The organism is Trichodesmium erythraeum IMS101, assembly GCF_000014265.1.
Taxonomy (GTDB): domain Bacteria; phylum Cyanobacteriota; class Cyanobacteriia; order Cyanobacteriales; family Microcoleaceae; genus Trichodesmium; species Trichodesmium erythraeum.
In genome coordinates this window covers 556,022-575,119 of sequence record NC_008312.1, presented here as the reverse complement: position 1 = coordinate 575,119, position 19,098 = coordinate 556,022, and the positions used below count along the sequence as shown (strand labels likewise).

Here is a 19,098-nt window from a genome sequence, read left to right as displayed (position 1 = left end):
CTCAAGTAATTGACTAAATTTTAAAGGATATCTTTTTCCAGATATATAATTACATGTCAGTAATTTAAAAAAGGTTTGTGTTTTGGTTTTTCGCTAACTATTGTTCCCCTATTTATAAATATTGTCTGAAAACTATAGTGCCAAAGTAAAAGTAGAGTTGATAAGTGAAAAACTATCAAGTTGTTACTTGTGCGAAATATATTGTCAGGCAAAGCATCATTTTAGTCATAAAAAATGATTTGCAATTTTTATAAAGTATGACTTTTTTTTATATTAAATAAATATATTTATGGAGTCATAAAAGGAATAATAAGGTAGTTATTTAATGTTAAAAATAGCTTACTAATAGTTAAGATTATCTCCAAAATATTTTTAGATTGAAAACCATATTTATCCAAGATACTTTAAAGGTAATTTAATCTTGGCTATTTGACTAAAAATAGTATATTATAAAATGGTTATTCAATCAAAATAAAGAAGAAAATTATGAGCAATTCAGAAATAAAGGAAAGTATGACAACTTCTTCTCAAATAATTAATTCTCAGTCAGAAAAAATCCAAGTAGATATCTCTAAATCTCAAGCGCCTAGCCCCAATATATTGCTATTGTTTAGAATACTGACCTATCTATCTTTGGTTATAGCTATTGCTTCAGGTATTACAACTTTTCTCTTACCAAATGAGATTAAATTGTTGTTGATTATTTTAGTAGTTTCTATTAGTTTGTTTGTTTTTTTCTTCCTGACTTCTAGGGAATTAAAGATCAACTATCTTAAAAAGCTTAAGAACTATAATTTACTTAAAGATAGAGACATGTATATCAAAGTGTCACAACTAGAAGACTCTCCAAAAAATCAACAGATAATGGAAGGAGTAGAATCAGCTTTAAAGTACGCTCAACGGCTAATAGACAATAATAAAAAAATTAGTTCACAGGCAAAATCCCTTTACTATGTATTGCAGATAGTAACAATAATTTTTTCTGCAGTGACTCCGATTTTAGTTCTGGTTGAAAAGTCAGAAACAAGTCCAGCTTGGTTAAAATGGTTACCTGTAATATTGCCAGCATTCGCTTCTATTATTGCTAGTCTTTCAACTTCGATTCCTCTTGAAGAAACTTGGTTGTCTTCTAAAAAAGCTGTAGAAAATTTAGAAGCAGAAAAAGAGAAATTTCTCTTAGCAGTAACTACAGGTTATAGAATTCCTCGTAATGCCGAAGAAAAGGAACGTTACAAAATGACAAGAGATGCTATGGCTAAATTTATTAATACGATGAGTAATATCCACCTCAAAAAAATACAAGATCAAGAAAAAACTGAAAAAGGATTAGAGGAAGGAGAAGAACAGTCAAAGGAGATGCTAATAAAATAAGGTTAAAGAAACTAGCCCATTTGCACCAAGTAAAGCTTAATATTTCTGGAACAGCTAAACTAAGTTTCTGATCCTCGCAAATCTAGTCTCATTATTTGTAAGATTACTTTATCAGTTCATCTCACACCAAATTGAAAATTATGGTATGAGATGAACCAATGATTTAGCTAAAAATACTAAGTAAATTTCTTTGTATGAATATGTTATTAAATAAACCTGAGATATTTGCTAGTCTAACTATTTGTTTATTAGCTTCTGTGAGTGCTTGCGCCAATAATCCTGCCAGCAAAGAATTAGAGCAAATTTTTGCAGCAGATCCCCAGTTAAAAAATAATCCTCCCTTTAACCAATTAATTCAAAGCTCTAGCCCAAACAACCAACAAACAGAAAAAACAGTACAACTTCCGACTAATTTTCCTCTAGAAAATTCCCCAACTCCTAACTCCGAGTTGCTGGATAAATCTGAACCTGCCAGAATTTCAACTTTACTACCAACTCCCCAAGCAAAAACTCAACCATTACCCCAAGTATTGCCCACACCTTTACCTACTTCCACGGCATCGGCACTATCAACACCGACATCATCTCCCCCTAATATTATCCCTCCAGTACTTACTCCCATACCTTCAAGTTCTCGTCCATTGAAAATGGCTCTTAAGGATGTGCCTACAGGTTTACGTCCATACATTGCAGATTTGTCCAAGTTGGGGCTATTTCCACAGGAAGAACTTAACAATCAATATAATCCCGATGGGACAACTATGTTAGTTAAACCTCAAAATCTTGTGAGTCGGCGTGTATATGCTAGATGGTTAGTCAGTGCAAATAATAAGATGTTTACTAATAATTCTGCTAAACATATCCGATTAGCTAGAGCAAATGAAAAACAGATTTTTCAAGATGTGCCAAAAACTGACCCTGACTTTGCTGTAATTCAAGGTTTGGCAGAGGCCGGTTTAATTCCTAGTCCTTTATTTGGAGATGTTAATTTGCTCAAGTTTCGCCCAGATGATTTTTTAACTCGTGAGGATTTAATTCTTTGGAAAGTGCCCTTAGATTTTCGCAAGCCATTACCAGAAGCTACAATAGAGAAAATTAAGGCTGTTTGGGACTTTCAAGACGCTTCTAAAATTAATCCTATTGCTTTGAAGGCAGTATTAGCAGATGGTGGGAATAAGTTTTCTAATATTCGCCGGGTTTTTGGTTATACTAAATTGTTTAGGCCAGATAAAACTGTAAGTCGGGCTGAGGCTGCTGCTGTCTTATGGTATTTTGGGGACCAGAAAGATGGTATATCGGCTCAGATGGTCTTGGAGGCCAAGGGACAATCCTAGTTGGAATTTATAGTAAGAAGGTTAATAGTTTGTGCTCCTAAACTAGGTTAGGAGTATGTCAAGCAACCAATCCAGACCTTTGTTCCTGATGGTTTCAATGTAGCTAAATAATGCCAGAGAAATTTTTTTTTCATAACCCTTGACATTTATTTAGAGATTCGCTATTCTTATAAAGGTGAAAAGAAAGAAGTAAGCCCCCATCGTCTAGAGGCCTAGGACACCTCCCTTTCACGGAGGCGACAGGGATTCGAATTCCCTTGGGGGTATTTAAAGATAAATAATAACATAAGCAGTTCTGCTTTTTTATGTTATATTTCTACTAATATCTGTTATTGTAGTATTTTTTTGATTGATTAGCTATAAAGCAGTTATATAGTTTATCAGTTTTCCTATAATAGGATATAGGTAAGTTAGTTTTTACAGATATAATTACAAGATTTATTTTAACTACAGTTATTTCTGAAATCTACATTTCTCTGGAGTGAAAGTGAAAGAAGTTTACTTCTAAATAGCTATCAGTCGTAGAAGAATGAAAGAGTAATAATACATATTAATAACCGAATCTGCGGCAAGTTTTTACCGAAATAATAGAGGTAAGTTATTAACAATTTTCCCACAGCATTTTTTTGTACTAAAAGACTTAATTTTGGTAGGCTGAAGAAAATTTTATAATAGTTATTAGACTTCTCTAGAAAAGGTTATTAAACCCTTGCCCCGCCTTTCCTAAATCGGCGTTTTTCGAGATGTCTATTGTATAAACTATTAATTTTTTTAAGCCCAAAAACTACCATTTATTTGAACCTAGTCTATGTTTGGTTTGATCATTGTTTTACTGGCATCCTTCTGTTTCTGTTTCCAAAATGTCATTGTCAGAATTCTCTTTAATGAACAGACAATTTTAGGGATATTTGAAACCGGTGGATTTGTTATACCTAACCTACAAAATTCTTTTCTACTAATGTTTATGCGGATGGTGTTAGTAGTTCCGTTGATGGCATCCTTCGCGACAAAACTTTACCCGCTTACCTGGCAAGATATTAGAAAATTAGGAAATCATGAAGCATATCCTATGTTGGGGCGATCGCTTCTTGGTGGAGTCTTGATGTTTCTCTATTTAGCACTACTTTATGTATCTATCGGTTTAATTGAAACTGGAATTGCTTTAACTCTGTTTTTTGCTTACCCAATATTCACTTCACTATTTTCTTGGATATTTTTGGGTATTCCTCCTACAAAGTTTCGCTGGATGATCATGGTAATTGTATTAGTTGGTACTTTTCTGACTATTCCTTACACTCAGACAACATCTGATGATTACTACAACGGAATTGGAGTAATTTTTGCCTTGGCTTCTGCAGTTGCTTATGCTCTCTATACTGTAAATGCACAAAAAAGTTTTGAAACTATACACCTAGTTCCCTTTACTTGGATTAGTTTTGCTACTACTTTAGGGTTATCTTCCATAAGTTTGTTAATCTGGCAAGGAGATAATGCAGACCTTAACTGGACTCCTATGTGGGTTGGTGGTTTCTTATCAGCGATCGTTACTTTGAGCGGTCATTTAATGTTTAATTATGGAATTAAGTTGATAGGTGCTAGTACTGCAGCAACTATTGGAGCAACTAATCCTAGTCTGACAGCAATTTTAGCATGGTTAACTATTCAAGAAACTATTAATGGTTTGCAAATTATGGGTATTGCTATTGTTACTATGGGTATTTTATTTTTGAGTCAGGAGCATAAACGTTTATTTTAGAAACAGGACTTACGCAAGTCTCCTAGATAATACCCTATCTGTAGGGAGTAAATGCCATAAAGCCACTACTATAGAGGTTTTGCATTAGTCCTGAGAAACTGAGAAATGATTGTTGCGATCGCTAAAATTATTTAGGGCTTACTGATTAAATTTCACAGCATTGACATATAAAGGCAAGTGCCTTTGTAGATTTCAGATTCTATTATTAATAATTAATATTAATAATTAATAGTAATAGTCTATCTAATATTTATTTTTAATTATAAATTTCAGAATTATGATCAGACAAGGCTTAAAATAGGTGATCTTAAATACTACATTTTGAGGTACGGAATCTGGGATAGAAACAAATCAACCAAATTCGAGTCAAGAAATGGTATAAATTAAATTTTTAGGAGGCATATAATTTTGAGCGGTTATCTTATTTATCACCCTCCTCGTGTAGTTTCAAATTTTGAAACTACGAAAGTTTACCACGACAACACAAATGGTAATCAAGATCCCTATGTTTGGAATCAAAAGTTTCTTCATACTTATTGCCACATTACTCAAATGTCACCACAAGTTGGCAATATAAACTTTTGGGTTTCTGGTGACACCTTTCCCAACTTTAGTAATCTTTATTGTGATTTAGTATTTATAGTTGCAGAAAAGCTAGAGTGGGAAAATCCTAATACTATAAAAACTTCAGACCCTATTATTGATACTCATGAAGCATATAACGATCATTATAGTTGGTTTTGGCAGCATCACTATCAGCGTCGTCGCAGATTTACTTTGAAAGCAGACCCAGAATCTAGTTTTCAACCACAAAATATTTCTCAAGAATTAATTGATATTGTTCCCTTTTTACTACAGCAAGGTTTGACATTAACTCAACTTCGTAAAAATTTGCGTTCAGGTTTTACTTCTAAACCCATGGGTTTAGGTTTGATAGCAGCTAAACTTTATTCCTGGCTAAATCAATATGCAAACGTTAAATTATCTGGAGCTAAATTACAAAAAATTCGCCAAGAAAATTCCCATCTTGCCAGTGTCAGGGCAAACGCATCTTGTACAAAAAAATCGCAAAAAAAATCTCTCTCTTGCTAGCACCAGGGTAAACGCATTTTGTCAATAAACCTGGAGTTATTATCAATAAATAAAGCTTTATGGCGCTTGTTGATAATATACAGGGCTTTGCGTTGTTTAATGGTATATTCACGGGAGCAAGATGCTCACAGTAAATAATTTTTAGCAAACACAGCTATACATCATTTGCCCGAAATCTGTTGTATTTTCTATATATATATCAGGACTTACGTATTGTTTCTATATGTGGTGTATTTTTGATAATTATTTCCGATATTTAAACTACAATTAGTGTCTTTACGTAAGTCCTATATATATTTAATTTTAAAAAAACTATATATAGGAATCAGCAAATTAGATCGGTTTATCCTGTCTGGTCAGCTAATAAAAATAAGTAGCTGGTCATTTAAGTTATTGGTTATTAGTACTTGACAACACTTAGTATCGGGATTAGGATACTGAAGTTTATTTTTTCCCAAACCTTGAACAGGAAGGGTTAAGACCTACTTTTTTTAGTTATTTCAGTTATCAGTTATCAGTACTTCCTATAAAAACAATTATTTATTTCTATTTCTACCTTCTATAGATATTGTCCTTAAAACTATAGATAAAATATTCAGAGTCTAAATTGAGTTTATAAAAAAAATATTTTATATTCTTGACAAACCAGAAAGTTGTGTTATTTTAGCATTGATATTTAATATTTAGTTAAGCGAATAAGTATGTTGCTTCAAGACAAACAAATGACTGCACAAGATTTCATGTCCTTACTGGATGAGATTATTGAAAAACAACATTTACTTAAGCACACATTCTACCAAATGTGGAATCAAGGAAAATTATCTTTAAAAATGTTGCAGGAGTACGCTCAGGAATATTATCTACAAGTTCATTATTTCCCTACTTATATTAGCGCTACTCATGCAGCTTGTGATGATTTAGAAATTCGTAAAATGCTCTTAGAAAATCTGATTGAAGAAGAAATGGGAGCAGCAAATCACCCTGAGTTATGGTTACGTTTTGCTGAAGGTTTGGATGTAAAAAGAGAAGCAGTTAAAGAGCGGGAACATTTAGCAAAAACCAAGAAATCTGTAAGTATTCTCAAGGAATTAGCTGGGAGTGAAAACCCGGCTAAAGGTTTAGCTGCTCTTTATGCTTATGAATCACAAATTCCTGAGGTTGCTAGTACTAAAATTGCTGGTTTAAAAGAATTTTATGGGATTAATTCTGAAGCAGCTCTATCATTTTTTAAAGTACATGAAAAAGCTGATGAAATTCACAGCAAAGTCACAAAAGAAGCATTAGTAAAACTATGTGAAACTGATGCTCAGAAAGAGGAAGCGTTGGCAGCAGCAGCAACAGCGGTGGATGCTTTGAATTTATTGCTTGATGGTGTTTATGAAGAATATTGTCAAGCTGTGAATTAATGGTTAATTAACATGTTGAATAATTAGCTTACTAAACAGAGACTAGAGGTTTTGTATATCTACTTCTAGTCTCTATTAGACCATTATACCAGTTTTTCTGCATTAATATTATACTTAGATCACATTTCAGTTATTAAGTAATTAATATAGGCAACAATAACCTTCGGTAGTGCATCAAGAAACTATGAGAATGGTCATATAATTATTTTCCTTTAATCCTTTTGATGATGAAACTTTCTCTATGTAGCCATCAGAGAACTCATAAATATGGAAAAAAGCAGTAATCTTGTCAAGAATATTATTGTCCTGAATAACTACAAACTTTCACCGATACTTTTAATAATCTTTACTATCATAAGAAAAAATAAGTAATAATCAGAACTAGAACACAGAGAACAATAAATAGAAAGTACCGGAGTTAGTTAATAGTTATAATCTCCTTTCTGTTTACTATTTTATTTTAGGACTACTATCTTCTTTAATTTATAGCTTGTTAACAGCTCCTTGAGGAATTTCTCCTGATAAAACTTGCACAATATTTTTGGCTGCTTCAAAAGAAATATCATGGCGAATTTCATCAACAGCAGAACCCAGATGAGGAGTCAAAAAAGTCTTATTTTTTTCAGTTATTAATGTATTGTAAATCCCTTGAGGGCGATGAGGGATAGCCCTATCTTCCATCTCAAAGACATCAGCAGCATATCCAGCTAAATGTCCTGATTGAATTGCTGACCCGATCGCTTTCTCATCTACAACTGATCCCCGACAGGCATTGATCAGGAAACTTTTTGGTTTCATCTTGGCTAAGGTATCTTGATTAATAAGATGATAGGTATCAGGAATTAATGGTACCATTAAAACTACATAATCACTAATCTTTAAGAGTTCTTCTAAAGAAACTCTAGAAATTTTCCAAGCAGTTTCTTGTTCTACAGATAAGGGAATAGAATCACTGTAGAATAAATTCATGTTAAAACCTACCAATCTTTGGGCTAAAGCTTTTCCTAATTTTCCCATCCCTACAATTCCTAGATTTTGATGTAATAATCCTCTACTGTAAAGTTTTGGTTTCCATCCTTGAAATTGACCATCACGAATTAGGCGATCGCCTTCTAACATTCGACGAGCTAATCCCAATAATAATCCAACAGTTAATTCCGCTGTGGGTGCTGCTAATAAGTCGGGAACAATTGTGAACCAAATACCTCGTTTTGTACAAGCATCTATATCAAAATTATCATACCCTCTTAAAGCTCCTGCAATAACTTTTAATTGAGGACAAGCATCTAAGAAACTTGATTCAATAAAGTCAGGCATAAATACCATTAGACCTTCAGCTTCTTTTGTTCGATTGATAATTTCTTCACGAGACAATGTGTATTGAGTTTGATTGAGAATAACTTCACAAGTTTTACTTAAATAATCAATAACTTGAGAATGAATCCAATGGGTAATAACAACTAATGGTTTTTTATCCATATTGAATACCTGAGAAATTAAGGGAGTAGATAGTGGGAAGTAGGGAATATATTGAAATAAATTATATTTCCTTCTCCCCAGTAGAAAAAACTAGATACTTGAACTACTTACTTAAAGCTTTAAATAAACTTTTGACGCAAATAGTTACTTAAACTATCAACTAAAGTAACCATTATTAACACGACCAGTAATAGTGCAGAAACTTCCTCATATTTTAGTAAACGTAGGGCTCCAATAATTTCAAACCCAATGCCGCCAGCTCCTACAGCACCTAATACCATTGAGGCTCGAAAATTGTATTCCCAACGGTAAAAAGTTAGGTCAGCAATTTGAGGAAAAATTTGAGGAAAAATGCCATGAAAAATAATTTGTAAATGATTAGCTCCGGCAGATTTTGCAGCTTCAATAGGAGAATTATCCGTATGTTCTATAGCTTCAGCCAAAAATTTTCCCACCATACCAATTGAATGAAATCCTAATGCTAATACCCCAGGAAGTGTGCCAAATCCAACTGCTGCAACAAAAATTATTCCTAAAATTAATTCAGGAATTGCCCTAGCTATATTCAGAATCATTCTTGAGAGAAAATAAACAACAGGATGAGGAGTAGTATTGCGAGCAGCTCCCAAAGAAAGAGGAATAGAAAGAGCAATAGCCATACCTGTACCTGCAATACTCATAGCAATAGTATCAATTAAAGGTTTAATCCAGTCTAAAGCGCGACTAAAATCTGGCGGTAACATTTCTCCAACCATCCCAATTAAATCAGGAATACCCTCAGATAATCGTTGTCCATCCAATAATCCTACAGTCCCAAAGCTGACTAAAATAATACCTAATAATATCAATGTTTTAGTCAAAAAAATATACCAACTTCTTTGTTGTTGACGGAGTAAAGTATCAAACTTATTGGGCGTAATTTTAGGAGTAACTTTCATATCTTTCAAGGATAATTTTTAAATAAGATTGACTAATTTTTCTGAGGTTTAGTCTCTTATTTATTCAATTGTTCAAAATTAAGCTCTAGCACTTCTCCTAAGTTTCTAACCACATCATAATCTTGATCTGTAACTAATGTAAAAGCATCTGCTTTAAATGGTTTTAGTATTGCCTTATCTTCCAACTCTAAAAATGCCTGTTGAATTTGTGTTTTAAGTTCAGAATCTAAATCAGAGCGCATTGTCCAAGGATACTGAGGAAAAGGTTTAGATTCAGCAATAATAATTACCTTATTTTTATCAATTGTTCCCCTTTCAATTAAGGCAGTAAAAATGGGTTTACTCAACCCTCCAGCTTGCGCTTTACCATTGGCAACAGCAATAGCAACAGCATCATGGGCACCCACAAAAACTTCTTCATAATTTTCCCCAGCTTTTAATTGTTTTTGCTTTAACATTGACTTAGGAATTAAGTGACTAGAAGTAGAAGCTTGATCGCCATAGGCCATGATTTTTCCTTCTATTTTTTCATAGGAATTAATTCCTGCTTCTGCATTACCAATAACTAGAGCTTGATAAGTATTTTTTCCATCTTTTTCTAAAGCAGCAAAGGGTTCAATATTACTTTTAGTTTTCGCTAAAACGTAAGATAAGGGACCAAAATAAGCTAAATCTAAACGTCCTTTACTAGCTACTTCAATCATAGAAGAATAGTCAGTGCTAACAAATAATTCAATATCTTTATTTAGCTTATTTTCTAGGTACATCTCAAGTCCTTTATTATTCTGAATAACAGTAGCAGCAGATTCATCTGGCAATAAAGCAACAACTAATTTTTGAGGATTAGCTTTGTTCTCTGATTTTTGAATATTAGAATTACTACAACTAACTAAACTTAAGCAAGCCAAAAAAAGCACTGTAAACAAATTTTTTTTGAGGATTAAACCTAACATAATCTTTATGTCCTGAAAAATTAATTAGCTAAAGGCGGTGAAACACATACAAAAACAAACAACTATTGCATCAATATTACTATGACTCTAAAATTGTCAATTACCTCAAACAGTCAACTAATGTGAACTCATTAGATCTGAGATAAAGTTTAAAATATGTGCCTATAACAAGGGAAGTTTAGGATAGGAGCTAGATGAGGTGAAAGTGTCATCTTCAGTTTTGAAGACGAGCAGACCTTATAAATAATTATTTGGAAATGGGTTTGCGACAGTTTAACTTTACTAAGCTTTTTTTTTCTAGTACATTTATTTTAATTAATATAGTCTAGATAATACCAATACTATTATAGTATAAAACTTTTAGTATATACAAATAAGCTGTTCAGATTACAGAAGTGCAAAAAATCGTTGATTGAACTGTATTGTATGACGGACAATATGTATATAGTTATATAGTCTTACTTATAGGATTATAGGATAGAGTTTGATAAATTTCTTCAAGTTGCTGTTTTTTGATCTCTGAAGGATTACAATCAAAGAGAATTGTCCCTTTACCTAATCCAATAATACGCTGGGCATATTGTAAAGCTAAATCAACTTGATGTAAACTAATTAAAGCCCCAATTCTATCTTCTTGACAAATCTTTTGTAAATTAGATAAAACTTGATGAGAGCTAGCAGGATCTAAACTGGCGATGGGTTCATCGGCTAAGATAAATTTAGGTTTTTGGGCTAAAGCACGAGCAATTCCTACTCGTTGTTGTTGTCCACCACTTAAAGCTTGAACAGGTGTTAAAGCCTTTTCTAATAAACCTACTCTTTCTAAACAATTTAAGGCAATATACTGATCTGTTTTAGGAAGAGGAAATAAACTTCTCAGGGTAGAATGATAACCTAAACGACCTACTAGAACATTTTTGAGAGCAGTTTGCCGAGGAATTAATTGATGTTGTTGAAAAATCATTCCTGTCCTTTGACGATGTTTTTGTAATATTTTAGGGTGATTTAAATCACCATTACCTTCAATAATGACTTTTCCACTGGTAGGATAAGTAAGAAAGTTTATACAGCGTAAGAGAGTAGATTTTCCAGCTCCAGAAGACCCTAAAATTACAGTGAATTCTCCTTGATTCAATTCAATAGAAATGTTGTGTAAAGCTTCTGTGCCATTTGGGTAAGTCACACCCAGTTTATTTAGAGAGATCATAATGCTTGATGGGTTAAATGGTTAACTAATTTTTTCTAGAGCTTACTTTTATTCTTAATATATGCTCAAGTATATTTTATAAGTTTCTTATCTAGATGCCCAGAAATATTATAGATTCCATTTGATATATCCTTGCCTAGTTATTATCCTTAGATTTTCTAAATTTAATTATTTTTGTTATGAATAGTTTTTACTCAACTATTACAAACTTCTGATATTACTTAATATACTACCTACTTATGAAGCTAAGTTAGCTAAAAAAAGATATCTTTAGGGATTATATATATATTTAGATATTGAAAAAGTATGTGTAAGGCATAATCTTAAAATTTGATGAAAAATTATGTCTTAATCCTATTTTTTTCGTAGGATTAAAATATCCTATTGACTATTTTTTTATCCTCTGGGTTTAGCTGATTTTCCTAATAACTGATAATTGATAACTGAAATGATATGAGCGAATTTAAAATCCAAAAACAATATGATCAAATTGCTAATATTTATGATTGGCGCTGGCAAAGTTATATCATGAATACTCTGAGTTTTCTTCACACTTGGGAACAAATTGATCCACAGGCAAAGATTCTAGATGTTGCTTGTGGTACTGGGGAATTTGAACGACTCTTGCTCAAAAAAAATCCGACACAGAGAATTATCGGAATTGATATATCTGAGAAGATGTTAAATATAGCTAGGAAAAAATATCAAACTAATTCTAATGTCGAGTTTCAAAAAGTTTCAGTTCATTCACTACCGTTTAACAGTCATTCTTTTGATGTGGTTGTATGTGCTAATGCTTTTCATTATTTTGACTATCCTCAAGTAGCATTAGGAGAAATTAAACGGGTGCTTAAACCCAGTGGCAAAGTAATAATTCTTGACTGGAACAAAGATTATTTTTTTTGCAGAATATGCGACTGGTTCTTACGAATTTTCGATTCTGCTCATCAACAATGCTATACTCAAGCTGAATTACATCAGTTATTGGTATCTGCTGAGTTTAAAATACATAATGCAACTAAATTTCGTTTAGGATTTATTTGGGGACTGATGGTTGTTACAGCTATACCTATAAAATCCTATGCTTAGGTGATTTTAAATTTATTTATCTTTGTAAATTAAAGTAAACTTACTCTTAAATTTTACAAAAAAAGTTAGACAAAAATTTTTTATACCGAAAATATAGTTATCGGAAAGCTAAACAAAATGATACTTACTTATTTAAAGTTTCAGGTAATATCATTTTTTGCTGGTTATTCATAATATAAACAATAGTTTCTCTTAAGTTAACCAAAAATTATCAAGTTGAAAAATATTGATTGACTAATATACTCTTTGCACTCCCCATCTACTCTACATCTGTCCAAAAAATAGCTGAGGCATCCCGATCGCTCTCATAAATATCCAACATTACTGAGCCTAAATAACCTCTGGCTAAAATTATATTCATTCCCCATAAAAACAGAGGGATCAAACAAACTATTCCAATCAAGAAAATTTTTTTGTAGTCTTGCATAGTAATGGTAATATATTTGGCTTTGGTCAATGTGTAATAATGATTGTAGGAATTGGCACAGTCTTAAATTTTAAGTAGTATAGTAGTAAGAAAATGGAATACTTAAGCATTTTTAAGGAATGTGCAAGTAACTAATCGTTTTTCGTTCTAATATTGCTAAATAAATTCTTAAACAAGTGTTTTTACCCTCTACTTTAGTTATATAAGGAACTCCAAATATTGATTAACGTTTAAATCTTGATAGTATACCGACAGTACCCGCAATTAAATTTTTGAGTCACAGAGTCATCTATGAAAAGAAGCAATACAGAAAAAAGGTAAAAAAATACTTCAATATATCCCATTTCCCCATCTATTGAATACTTACCTATATTTTAAGCCTGGGTCTTGCCAGCTATCAATTTGGTATTTTTGCTTAAAGGTAGAAACTTTTTTTCAATAACCCCTGAAACAAAATCCTCTTACCACGGTGAACCTATCATGGTAAATGATGCCCAATAATAAGGGTGAGATAAATCTCTCCTACCTCCTATGGCTAACTCCGGTGGTAAAGGGAGACCCTGATTACCATTTCGGAGTATATGACCATCTTGTAAATGCAAATCTCCCCTTAACATTGCCAATTGAGCTTTTCGTAATGCTTCTGCTTTAATAGGTCTTTTTGATAAATGTTGATAAAACTCAGTCATCAAAGCTAATGTACCAGCATCGCTAACATACCAAAGACTTGCCAAAGCCGACTTGACTCCTGCTTGCACTGCCAAACCTGCAAAACCTAATTCAACATCTTCATCTCCCACTGCAGTAGTACAAGCACTCAATACCAATAATTCAATTTGGGGGCGATGCAAACGTAACTGTCGTAATTCATTTAAGGGTAGCTTAGTATCCCAAAATTGAATATAAGAATTATCAGCACCCCCTGGATGAAATTCTACATGAGTAGCTAAGTGAATAATTTTGAATTTTTCTTTTCGGCGTTCATACTTCAAGTTATCTAGAGTAAATTCTTGATTCAAAAAATACTTACCCGGCCAAAGATTATTCACAATAGCTTTAAGTTCTACAAGTACTCCAGGTAGAGGAGTTTCATTGGTATTAGGAGAAAACTTAGATGCTCCCATTGCTAAAACTTGAGAACCATCTAATCCCAAATATCTTGTATCTGTTAAAGTAAAACTAGGGATTAAACCCAAACTATATTTTTCTACTAGGAATTGTTGACCATCATGTAAAGCTGCTATGGGAATAGTTCTCAAACCACTATCCATTGAAAAAACGATCATGTTAATATTATAAGCTACCAATTCTTGAGATATTGGCGCAATCAACCATTTATATAATTTTTTAGCATTTGATAAATAGCTGTGAGAATCTAATTGACGAGGAGTTCTAATTTGGTTAGTGAATTTTTTTGCAACCTCAATTACCTCATCTCTATTTTTTTTAATGCTTTTAACAACTGGTTTACCATTGGGCAAAAACAATTGTAGTTCTAAATAATTGGGTTGTGGGGAGACGTATATCATTGCTGGTCTGATATCTATTTTGGCAACACTGCTGAGAGTATTGCGGATATTTGTTGCTGTAGCAGTTCTCTTAGAAATGTTTTTTCCTAAATAATTAGTAAATTCTCTGCGTCTGGTTAGCTCTATCTGAGATATGGTATCTGTTAAACTAATTTGATGGAAATTATTCTTGGGAGAAATTTCTGAAGCAGTAGTTGTAATATTTTCTTCTACAACTATCGTTGGAGTTGGTTTCTGGGAAAAATTACCTTGAGCAGGATTTTCTATAGCAACTGTTTGATTTGAAACTGCTGAATTTAAACTAGAGGTGGTATCCTCTAAAATTTTATTAGAAGCTGCTGGAGTTTCACTATATTCGATATCCTCCACAATAATTTTTGCTTCTTGATTTTCTAAGAATTCTGGAACAGGTGGAAAATTATCAGTTTTTTCTAATTCTATTGTGGTTGTATTTTGATTTTCTACTACAAGTACTGGGGGAGGAGAAGTTTGCTCTTCTAAGCTTCTTGATAATTTGATATTATCTACATTTTCTATAACAGAGGGAGTCACTTCAGAACTGTCTAAACGTTGTGAACTTGCTTCAGGTTTTTGAGATACTGTCTGTACTTCTTGGTTTGTGTTTAAGGATGGTTGATTATTTTTCTCAATAGAAACAGGTTCTTGAGATACTGTCTGTACTTCTTGGTTTGTGTTTAAGGATGGTTGATTATTTTTCTCAACTGTCTGTACTTTTTGGTTTGTGCTTAAGGATGGTTGATTATTTTCCTCAATAGAAACAGGTTCTTGAGATACTGTCTGTACTTCTTGGTTTGTGTTTAAGGATGGTTTATTATTTTCCTCAATAGAACTTTGAGTTTTTTCTACCTGATCTATCTTAATATTGTCTGATGGCTCAACTAATTCTTGTTGAGTCACTACACTGGTTTGATTTTCTTCCTTAGAATTACTAGACTTAGTTTGAGTAACTACAGAAGCTTGGTTATCTTTATTAGAACTGCTATCCGCGGTTGAGTCTGGCTGGAGTGGACTTTTTTGAGTCTGTAACTCTGTTTCTTTTTGAGTTTCACTAGAGTTATTATCCTGTAGTTGAGAGTTTTCCCTCTTTTGGATATCAATGAGATTAAACTTATTGGGTAGAGAACGATCTGGTGAAATTATCAGGTTTCCATCTGTAATTGCTCCTACAGAACCGTTAGTCGTAATATCTCCTACAGTAAAAGGTGTTTTCCCTGTGCTGATATTAATATTCCCCCCTGCTAATTCTCCGGCGGTAGAAATGCTAACCAGCTCCTGATTTTGATTTAAAAAAGTACCTGCTATTCTCAAAGCATCTCTCGTACTAATTTCTACATTACCTCCAATATTTCCACCTTCTGCTTGTATTGAGATAATTTCAATATCATTTTCCGCACTCAGTTGAATTTTTCCAGCATTTCCTGGTGTCGCACTAGAATTTATTATACCTGTAGTTAAGTGAGCGCCTGCCTGGAGATTTATATTTCCTCCGGCTGTTGTTCCTGTAGTGGTTAATTTCCCTGTTTCTATAGCACCACCAGTAACAATATCAATGTTACCAATGCTATTTTCTGATATATTTACAGCCATGTTCCCAGTCTTGATATTTCCTTGAGTGCTTCGAAGACTAATGTCTCCAGGCACAGAAATATTGCCAGTAAGAATGTCACCTTTAGCATTTATCGTAATTTTAGCATCATCTATTCCGGTTATTTTACCTTGACCTGTAACTTTTTCTCCTTGAAGAGTCACCGGATCGCGAAATATGACTCCATTGTTGTTACTTTTTTCTGGAGAATATATAGTAATAGTACCAGAATTTTCTGATTTGCCAATGGTAATAGATGTAAAACCATTTGCAAAAGTTGCTAAGTCTGATGTTTTGAGGTTAAGTGCTGCTGTATTTTGAAAACCGCCCAGAGTAATATTGTGATTTTCTGATGCTGAGTGTAAGTTCAGTTTTCCATTGCTACTAATGCTATTTTCTCCACCTAAAAGGTTGATTTCGTTTCCAATAATAGAAATGTTGCCAGTTTCTCTGCTATCACTTAAGGTTGATATTACCCTAAGGTTGAGAGTGTCTTCAGATCTCAGTTCAATATTTCCACCACTTTGTTTACCTTCAGCGTTAATATTTTCTATGTCAATATTAGTAGCAGCATTCATTCTGACATTTCCACCCCGGCCATTTGAAGAAGTAGTATCTATATTTACTCTTGTAATTTTAATGCTACCTGTTTGACTATTGATATTAATATTTCCACCACTGGACTCTCCACTAGAATTAATTTCTCCTGTAGTAATATTTCCCTGAGCATTAATATCTATATCTCCTCCATTAGTTTTTACTGTTGTATTGGAGTTGCTAGTAGATAAGTTATTAGTCATAACAAAACCTTGACTACTACTCAGACTTATTTTTCCTCCTTTTGTATTAATATTATCTGTATTTATTGTTTTTCCAGAAATACTAATTTCTGCTCCTTGAGTATTAATAGTATTTTCTGAATCTATTCTAAATGACCCGAAATTATTTTTGTCACTATCTGCTATAAATGATATTTTACCTCTGACATTTGAAAAGTTTAACTCAGCTTCAGATAAATTATTAATAGTTATATTATCTGATGCTTCAATCCTAATATTTGTATTTGATATAGTTTCTATAGATGACTTAGCAATCTGAGATTCTGTTTCTGCTTCTCCAGTTAAAGGATTATCTTCTAGAGCAATATTTCCATCTACAATATTAATATTTTCCGACTTTAAGGATAAATTTCCTAAAGTATTTGGAGAACCTAAATTAATAGTACCATCAAAAATTAAAGTTCCTTGACTAGAAACTTCTACTATATTTTTGCTAGAGTTTTTTTCTTCCGCTATAGACTCTTCTGTGGCATCACTAATAGCTTCTATTTTACCCAAAAATATAGTTTCTTCTGCACTCGAAATAATGACATTACCTGCCTCACCTAAAGAAGATGTAGTAAATATTTTTGTTTTTTCATCGACATAAGTACGAGTAGCATTAGGAATATTTACTACACCTGAAAAATCTCCACCAATTTGAATACTTCCACTCCCATAAATACCACCAGCATTCAGCTTGGCATCAAATAATCCTACTTTTTCTCCAAAAATATTGATTCTACCTGTGTTTGCAAATTCCAATTTTTCTGCTGAAGAAACATCCAGGAATCCAGAGACAATAGTTGTACCTAAATCTGTAGGAATTACTTGATTAGAACCTACCAAAACTATTTGATTATCATCATTAACTATTACTCCAGTAGCTGTTTCTATAGCTTCACTTTTACCAGTTAAAAGTTCTGGTATTGATAAGTAATTGAACGTTTTTAATTCTTGGGCAGAATTTGTGCTTGAGTTTTCTTCACTTTCCGTTGGTATTTCTAAACTTAATAAACGTCCTTCTTGACTAATGCGGACTAAATTTTTTCCAGGGACTGCAGAAATTGTAATTTCACCACCAGGTGCAGATATTTTACCTGTGTTAATAATTGTTCCACCCAATAAAACTACACTTTCTCCTGCTTTAACAGTGAATTCACCTTCATTTATTATTACTCCCGAATTATTTATAGGAAAGGAAAAAATACTGGGATTTCCTGTTAAAATATCGTAGTTATTTTCACCAGTAGAATTAAACAAACCATCATCAAAACCAATACTTAAACCAGTCGTTACAACAAAAGATCCAGGTACATCTAATCTAGAATTTGGACCAAAAATAATACCAGCAGGGTTCATAATAAATAAGTTAGAATTTCCCCCTGTTACCTGAATTAAACCATTAATTATAGAAATATTTCCACCTGTAACACGAGTTAAAATATTTCTGATATTGGGGTTAGATATAAAATTAACAATTTGTTTTTCTCCCAGATTAAATTTAGTAAGGCTATGGAAAAGATTAGCATTATCTTCCGAATACTTTCCACCTGTAATATCGAAGCGAGTTTGGGAAGAATTGTTTGATGGTGTTACTGGAGTTACTACTGTGTTTGTTGAGTTGGCTTCAGGAACTATTGGTTCAGTCGATGGTTGAGCTAATGTGGTTTTAGGGGAAAATAATTCCCGTGATATTATTCCGAGTTTAGCATTATTTTTGCTGTTTTTGAATGGTAAGAGTGTAGCAATATCAAATACCCAAAGTCCAGTTAAGGGGATAGCTATGAGTATTTTGTAAATTTTATCAAAGGGTGCATAGTTCATTAGTTTGTGATATATTATTTAATAATAAATAACTTTTTAGCCAAGAATATTTTTTTTATCCTTCTCATAAGAAGTTAGGTTGTTCCGATAATCATTTCTAGGTATATAAGGTTGAAAATAATATGGTAGGACTATCCAATGGCTGGATAAATCAACCTCAACTTCATAACTATAACAGTTTTCATGATTAAAACTAAATCATAAAAACACAGCAGTTGCCAAAGTTGTTAGGACTTTCTCGCGCCTCTGAAATCTAGTCCGTACTG

General features: G+C 32.8%; 11 protein-coding genes and 1 tRNA gene. 7 read left to right on the top strand and 5 right to left on the bottom strand.

Features of this window, described 5'->3' with window-relative positions; genetic code table 11:
* The first annotated feature begins 486 nt into the window (after positions 1-486).
* From TERY_RS01735 to TERY_RS01710, 6 genes are all read left to right on the top strand, one after another.
* The gene (locus TERY_RS01735) at positions 487-1,371 is read left to right on the top strand and encodes a DUF4231 domain-containing protein (protein ID WP_052845736.1); all 885 of its coding nucleotides are present in this window, start codon (positions 487-489) and stop codon (positions 1,369-1,371) included.
* Between the two features lie 194 nt (positions 1,372-1,565).
* Positions 1,566-2,705 carry an S-layer homology domain-containing protein gene (locus TERY_RS01730; protein WP_011610237.1) on the top strand — a complete coding sequence of 380 codons (1,140 nt, stop codon included), beginning with the start codon at positions 1,566-1,568 and terminating at the stop codon, positions 2,703-2,705.
* Positions 2,706-2,898: 193 nt separating this feature from the next.
* Positions 2,899-2,971: transfer RNA gene (locus TERY_RS01725), tRNA-Glu, on the top strand.
* A gap of 542 nt (positions 2,972-3,513) precedes the next feature.
* Entirely contained in the window at positions 3,514-4,461 is a 948-nt protein-coding gene (locus tag TERY_RS01720) for an EamA family transporter (protein WP_011610236.1), read from the top strand.
* A gap of 408 nt (positions 4,462-4,869) precedes the next feature.
* Positions 4,870-5,553, top strand: coding sequence for a hypothetical protein (locus TERY_RS01715; protein ID WP_011610235.1), 684 nt, complete (start codon positions 4,870-4,872; stop codon positions 5,551-5,553).
* Positions 5,554-6,275: 722 nt separating this feature from the next.
* The gene (locus TERY_RS01710) at positions 6,276-6,959 is read left to right on the top strand and encodes a CADD family putative folate metabolism protein (RefSeq protein ID WP_044137106.1); all 684 of its coding nucleotides are present in this window, start codon (positions 6,276-6,278) and stop codon (positions 6,957-6,959) included.
* 483 nt (positions 6,960-7,442) lie between these two features.
* Here TERY_RS01710 and TERY_RS01705 read toward each other — a convergent pair whose 3' ends face one another.
* From TERY_RS01705 to phnC, 4 genes are all read right to left on the bottom strand, one after another.
* Complete coding sequence (locus TERY_RS01705) at positions 7,443-8,438, bottom strand: NAD(P)-dependent oxidoreductase (RefSeq protein ID WP_011610233.1); 996 nt, start codon at positions 8,436-8,438, stop codon at positions 7,443-7,445.
* Positions 8,439-8,557: 119 nt separating this feature from the next.
* Positions 8,558-9,376, bottom strand: a complete 819-nt coding sequence (gene phnE / locus TERY_RS01700; protein WP_011610232.1) for a phosphonate ABC transporter, permease protein PhnE — start codon at positions 9,374-9,376, stop codon at positions 8,558-8,560.
* Between the two features lie 56 nt (positions 9,377-9,432).
* A complete protein-coding gene (gene phnD, locus TERY_RS01695) occupies positions 9,433-10,329 on the bottom strand; it encodes a phosphate/phosphite/phosphonate ABC transporter substrate-binding protein (protein WP_011610231.1) in 897 nt (298 codons plus the stop codon).
* Between the two features lie 448 nt (positions 10,330-10,777).
* On the bottom strand, positions 10,778-11,536 hold the full coding sequence (gene phnC / locus TERY_RS01690) for a phosphonate ABC transporter ATP-binding protein (protein WP_011610230.1): 759 nt from the start codon (positions 11,534-11,536) through the stop codon (positions 10,778-10,780).
* Positions 11,537-11,989: 453 nt separating this feature from the next.
* On the opposite strand from phnC, the gene TERY_RS01685 reads away from it, so the two are divergent.
* Positions 11,990-12,625, top strand: a complete 636-nt coding sequence (locus tag TERY_RS01685) for a methyltransferase domain-containing protein (protein ID WP_011610229.1) — start codon at positions 11,990-11,992, stop codon at positions 12,623-12,625.
* 888 nt (positions 12,626-13,513) lie between these two features.
* On the opposite strand, the gene TERY_RS24615 is transcribed toward TERY_RS01685, so the two are convergent.
* On the bottom strand, positions 13,514-18,832 hold the full coding sequence (locus TERY_RS24615; protein ID WP_011610228.1) for a CHAT domain-containing protein: 5,319 nt from the start codon (positions 18,830-18,832) through the stop codon (positions 13,514-13,516).
* Positions 18,833-19,098: the final 266 nt, after the last annotated feature.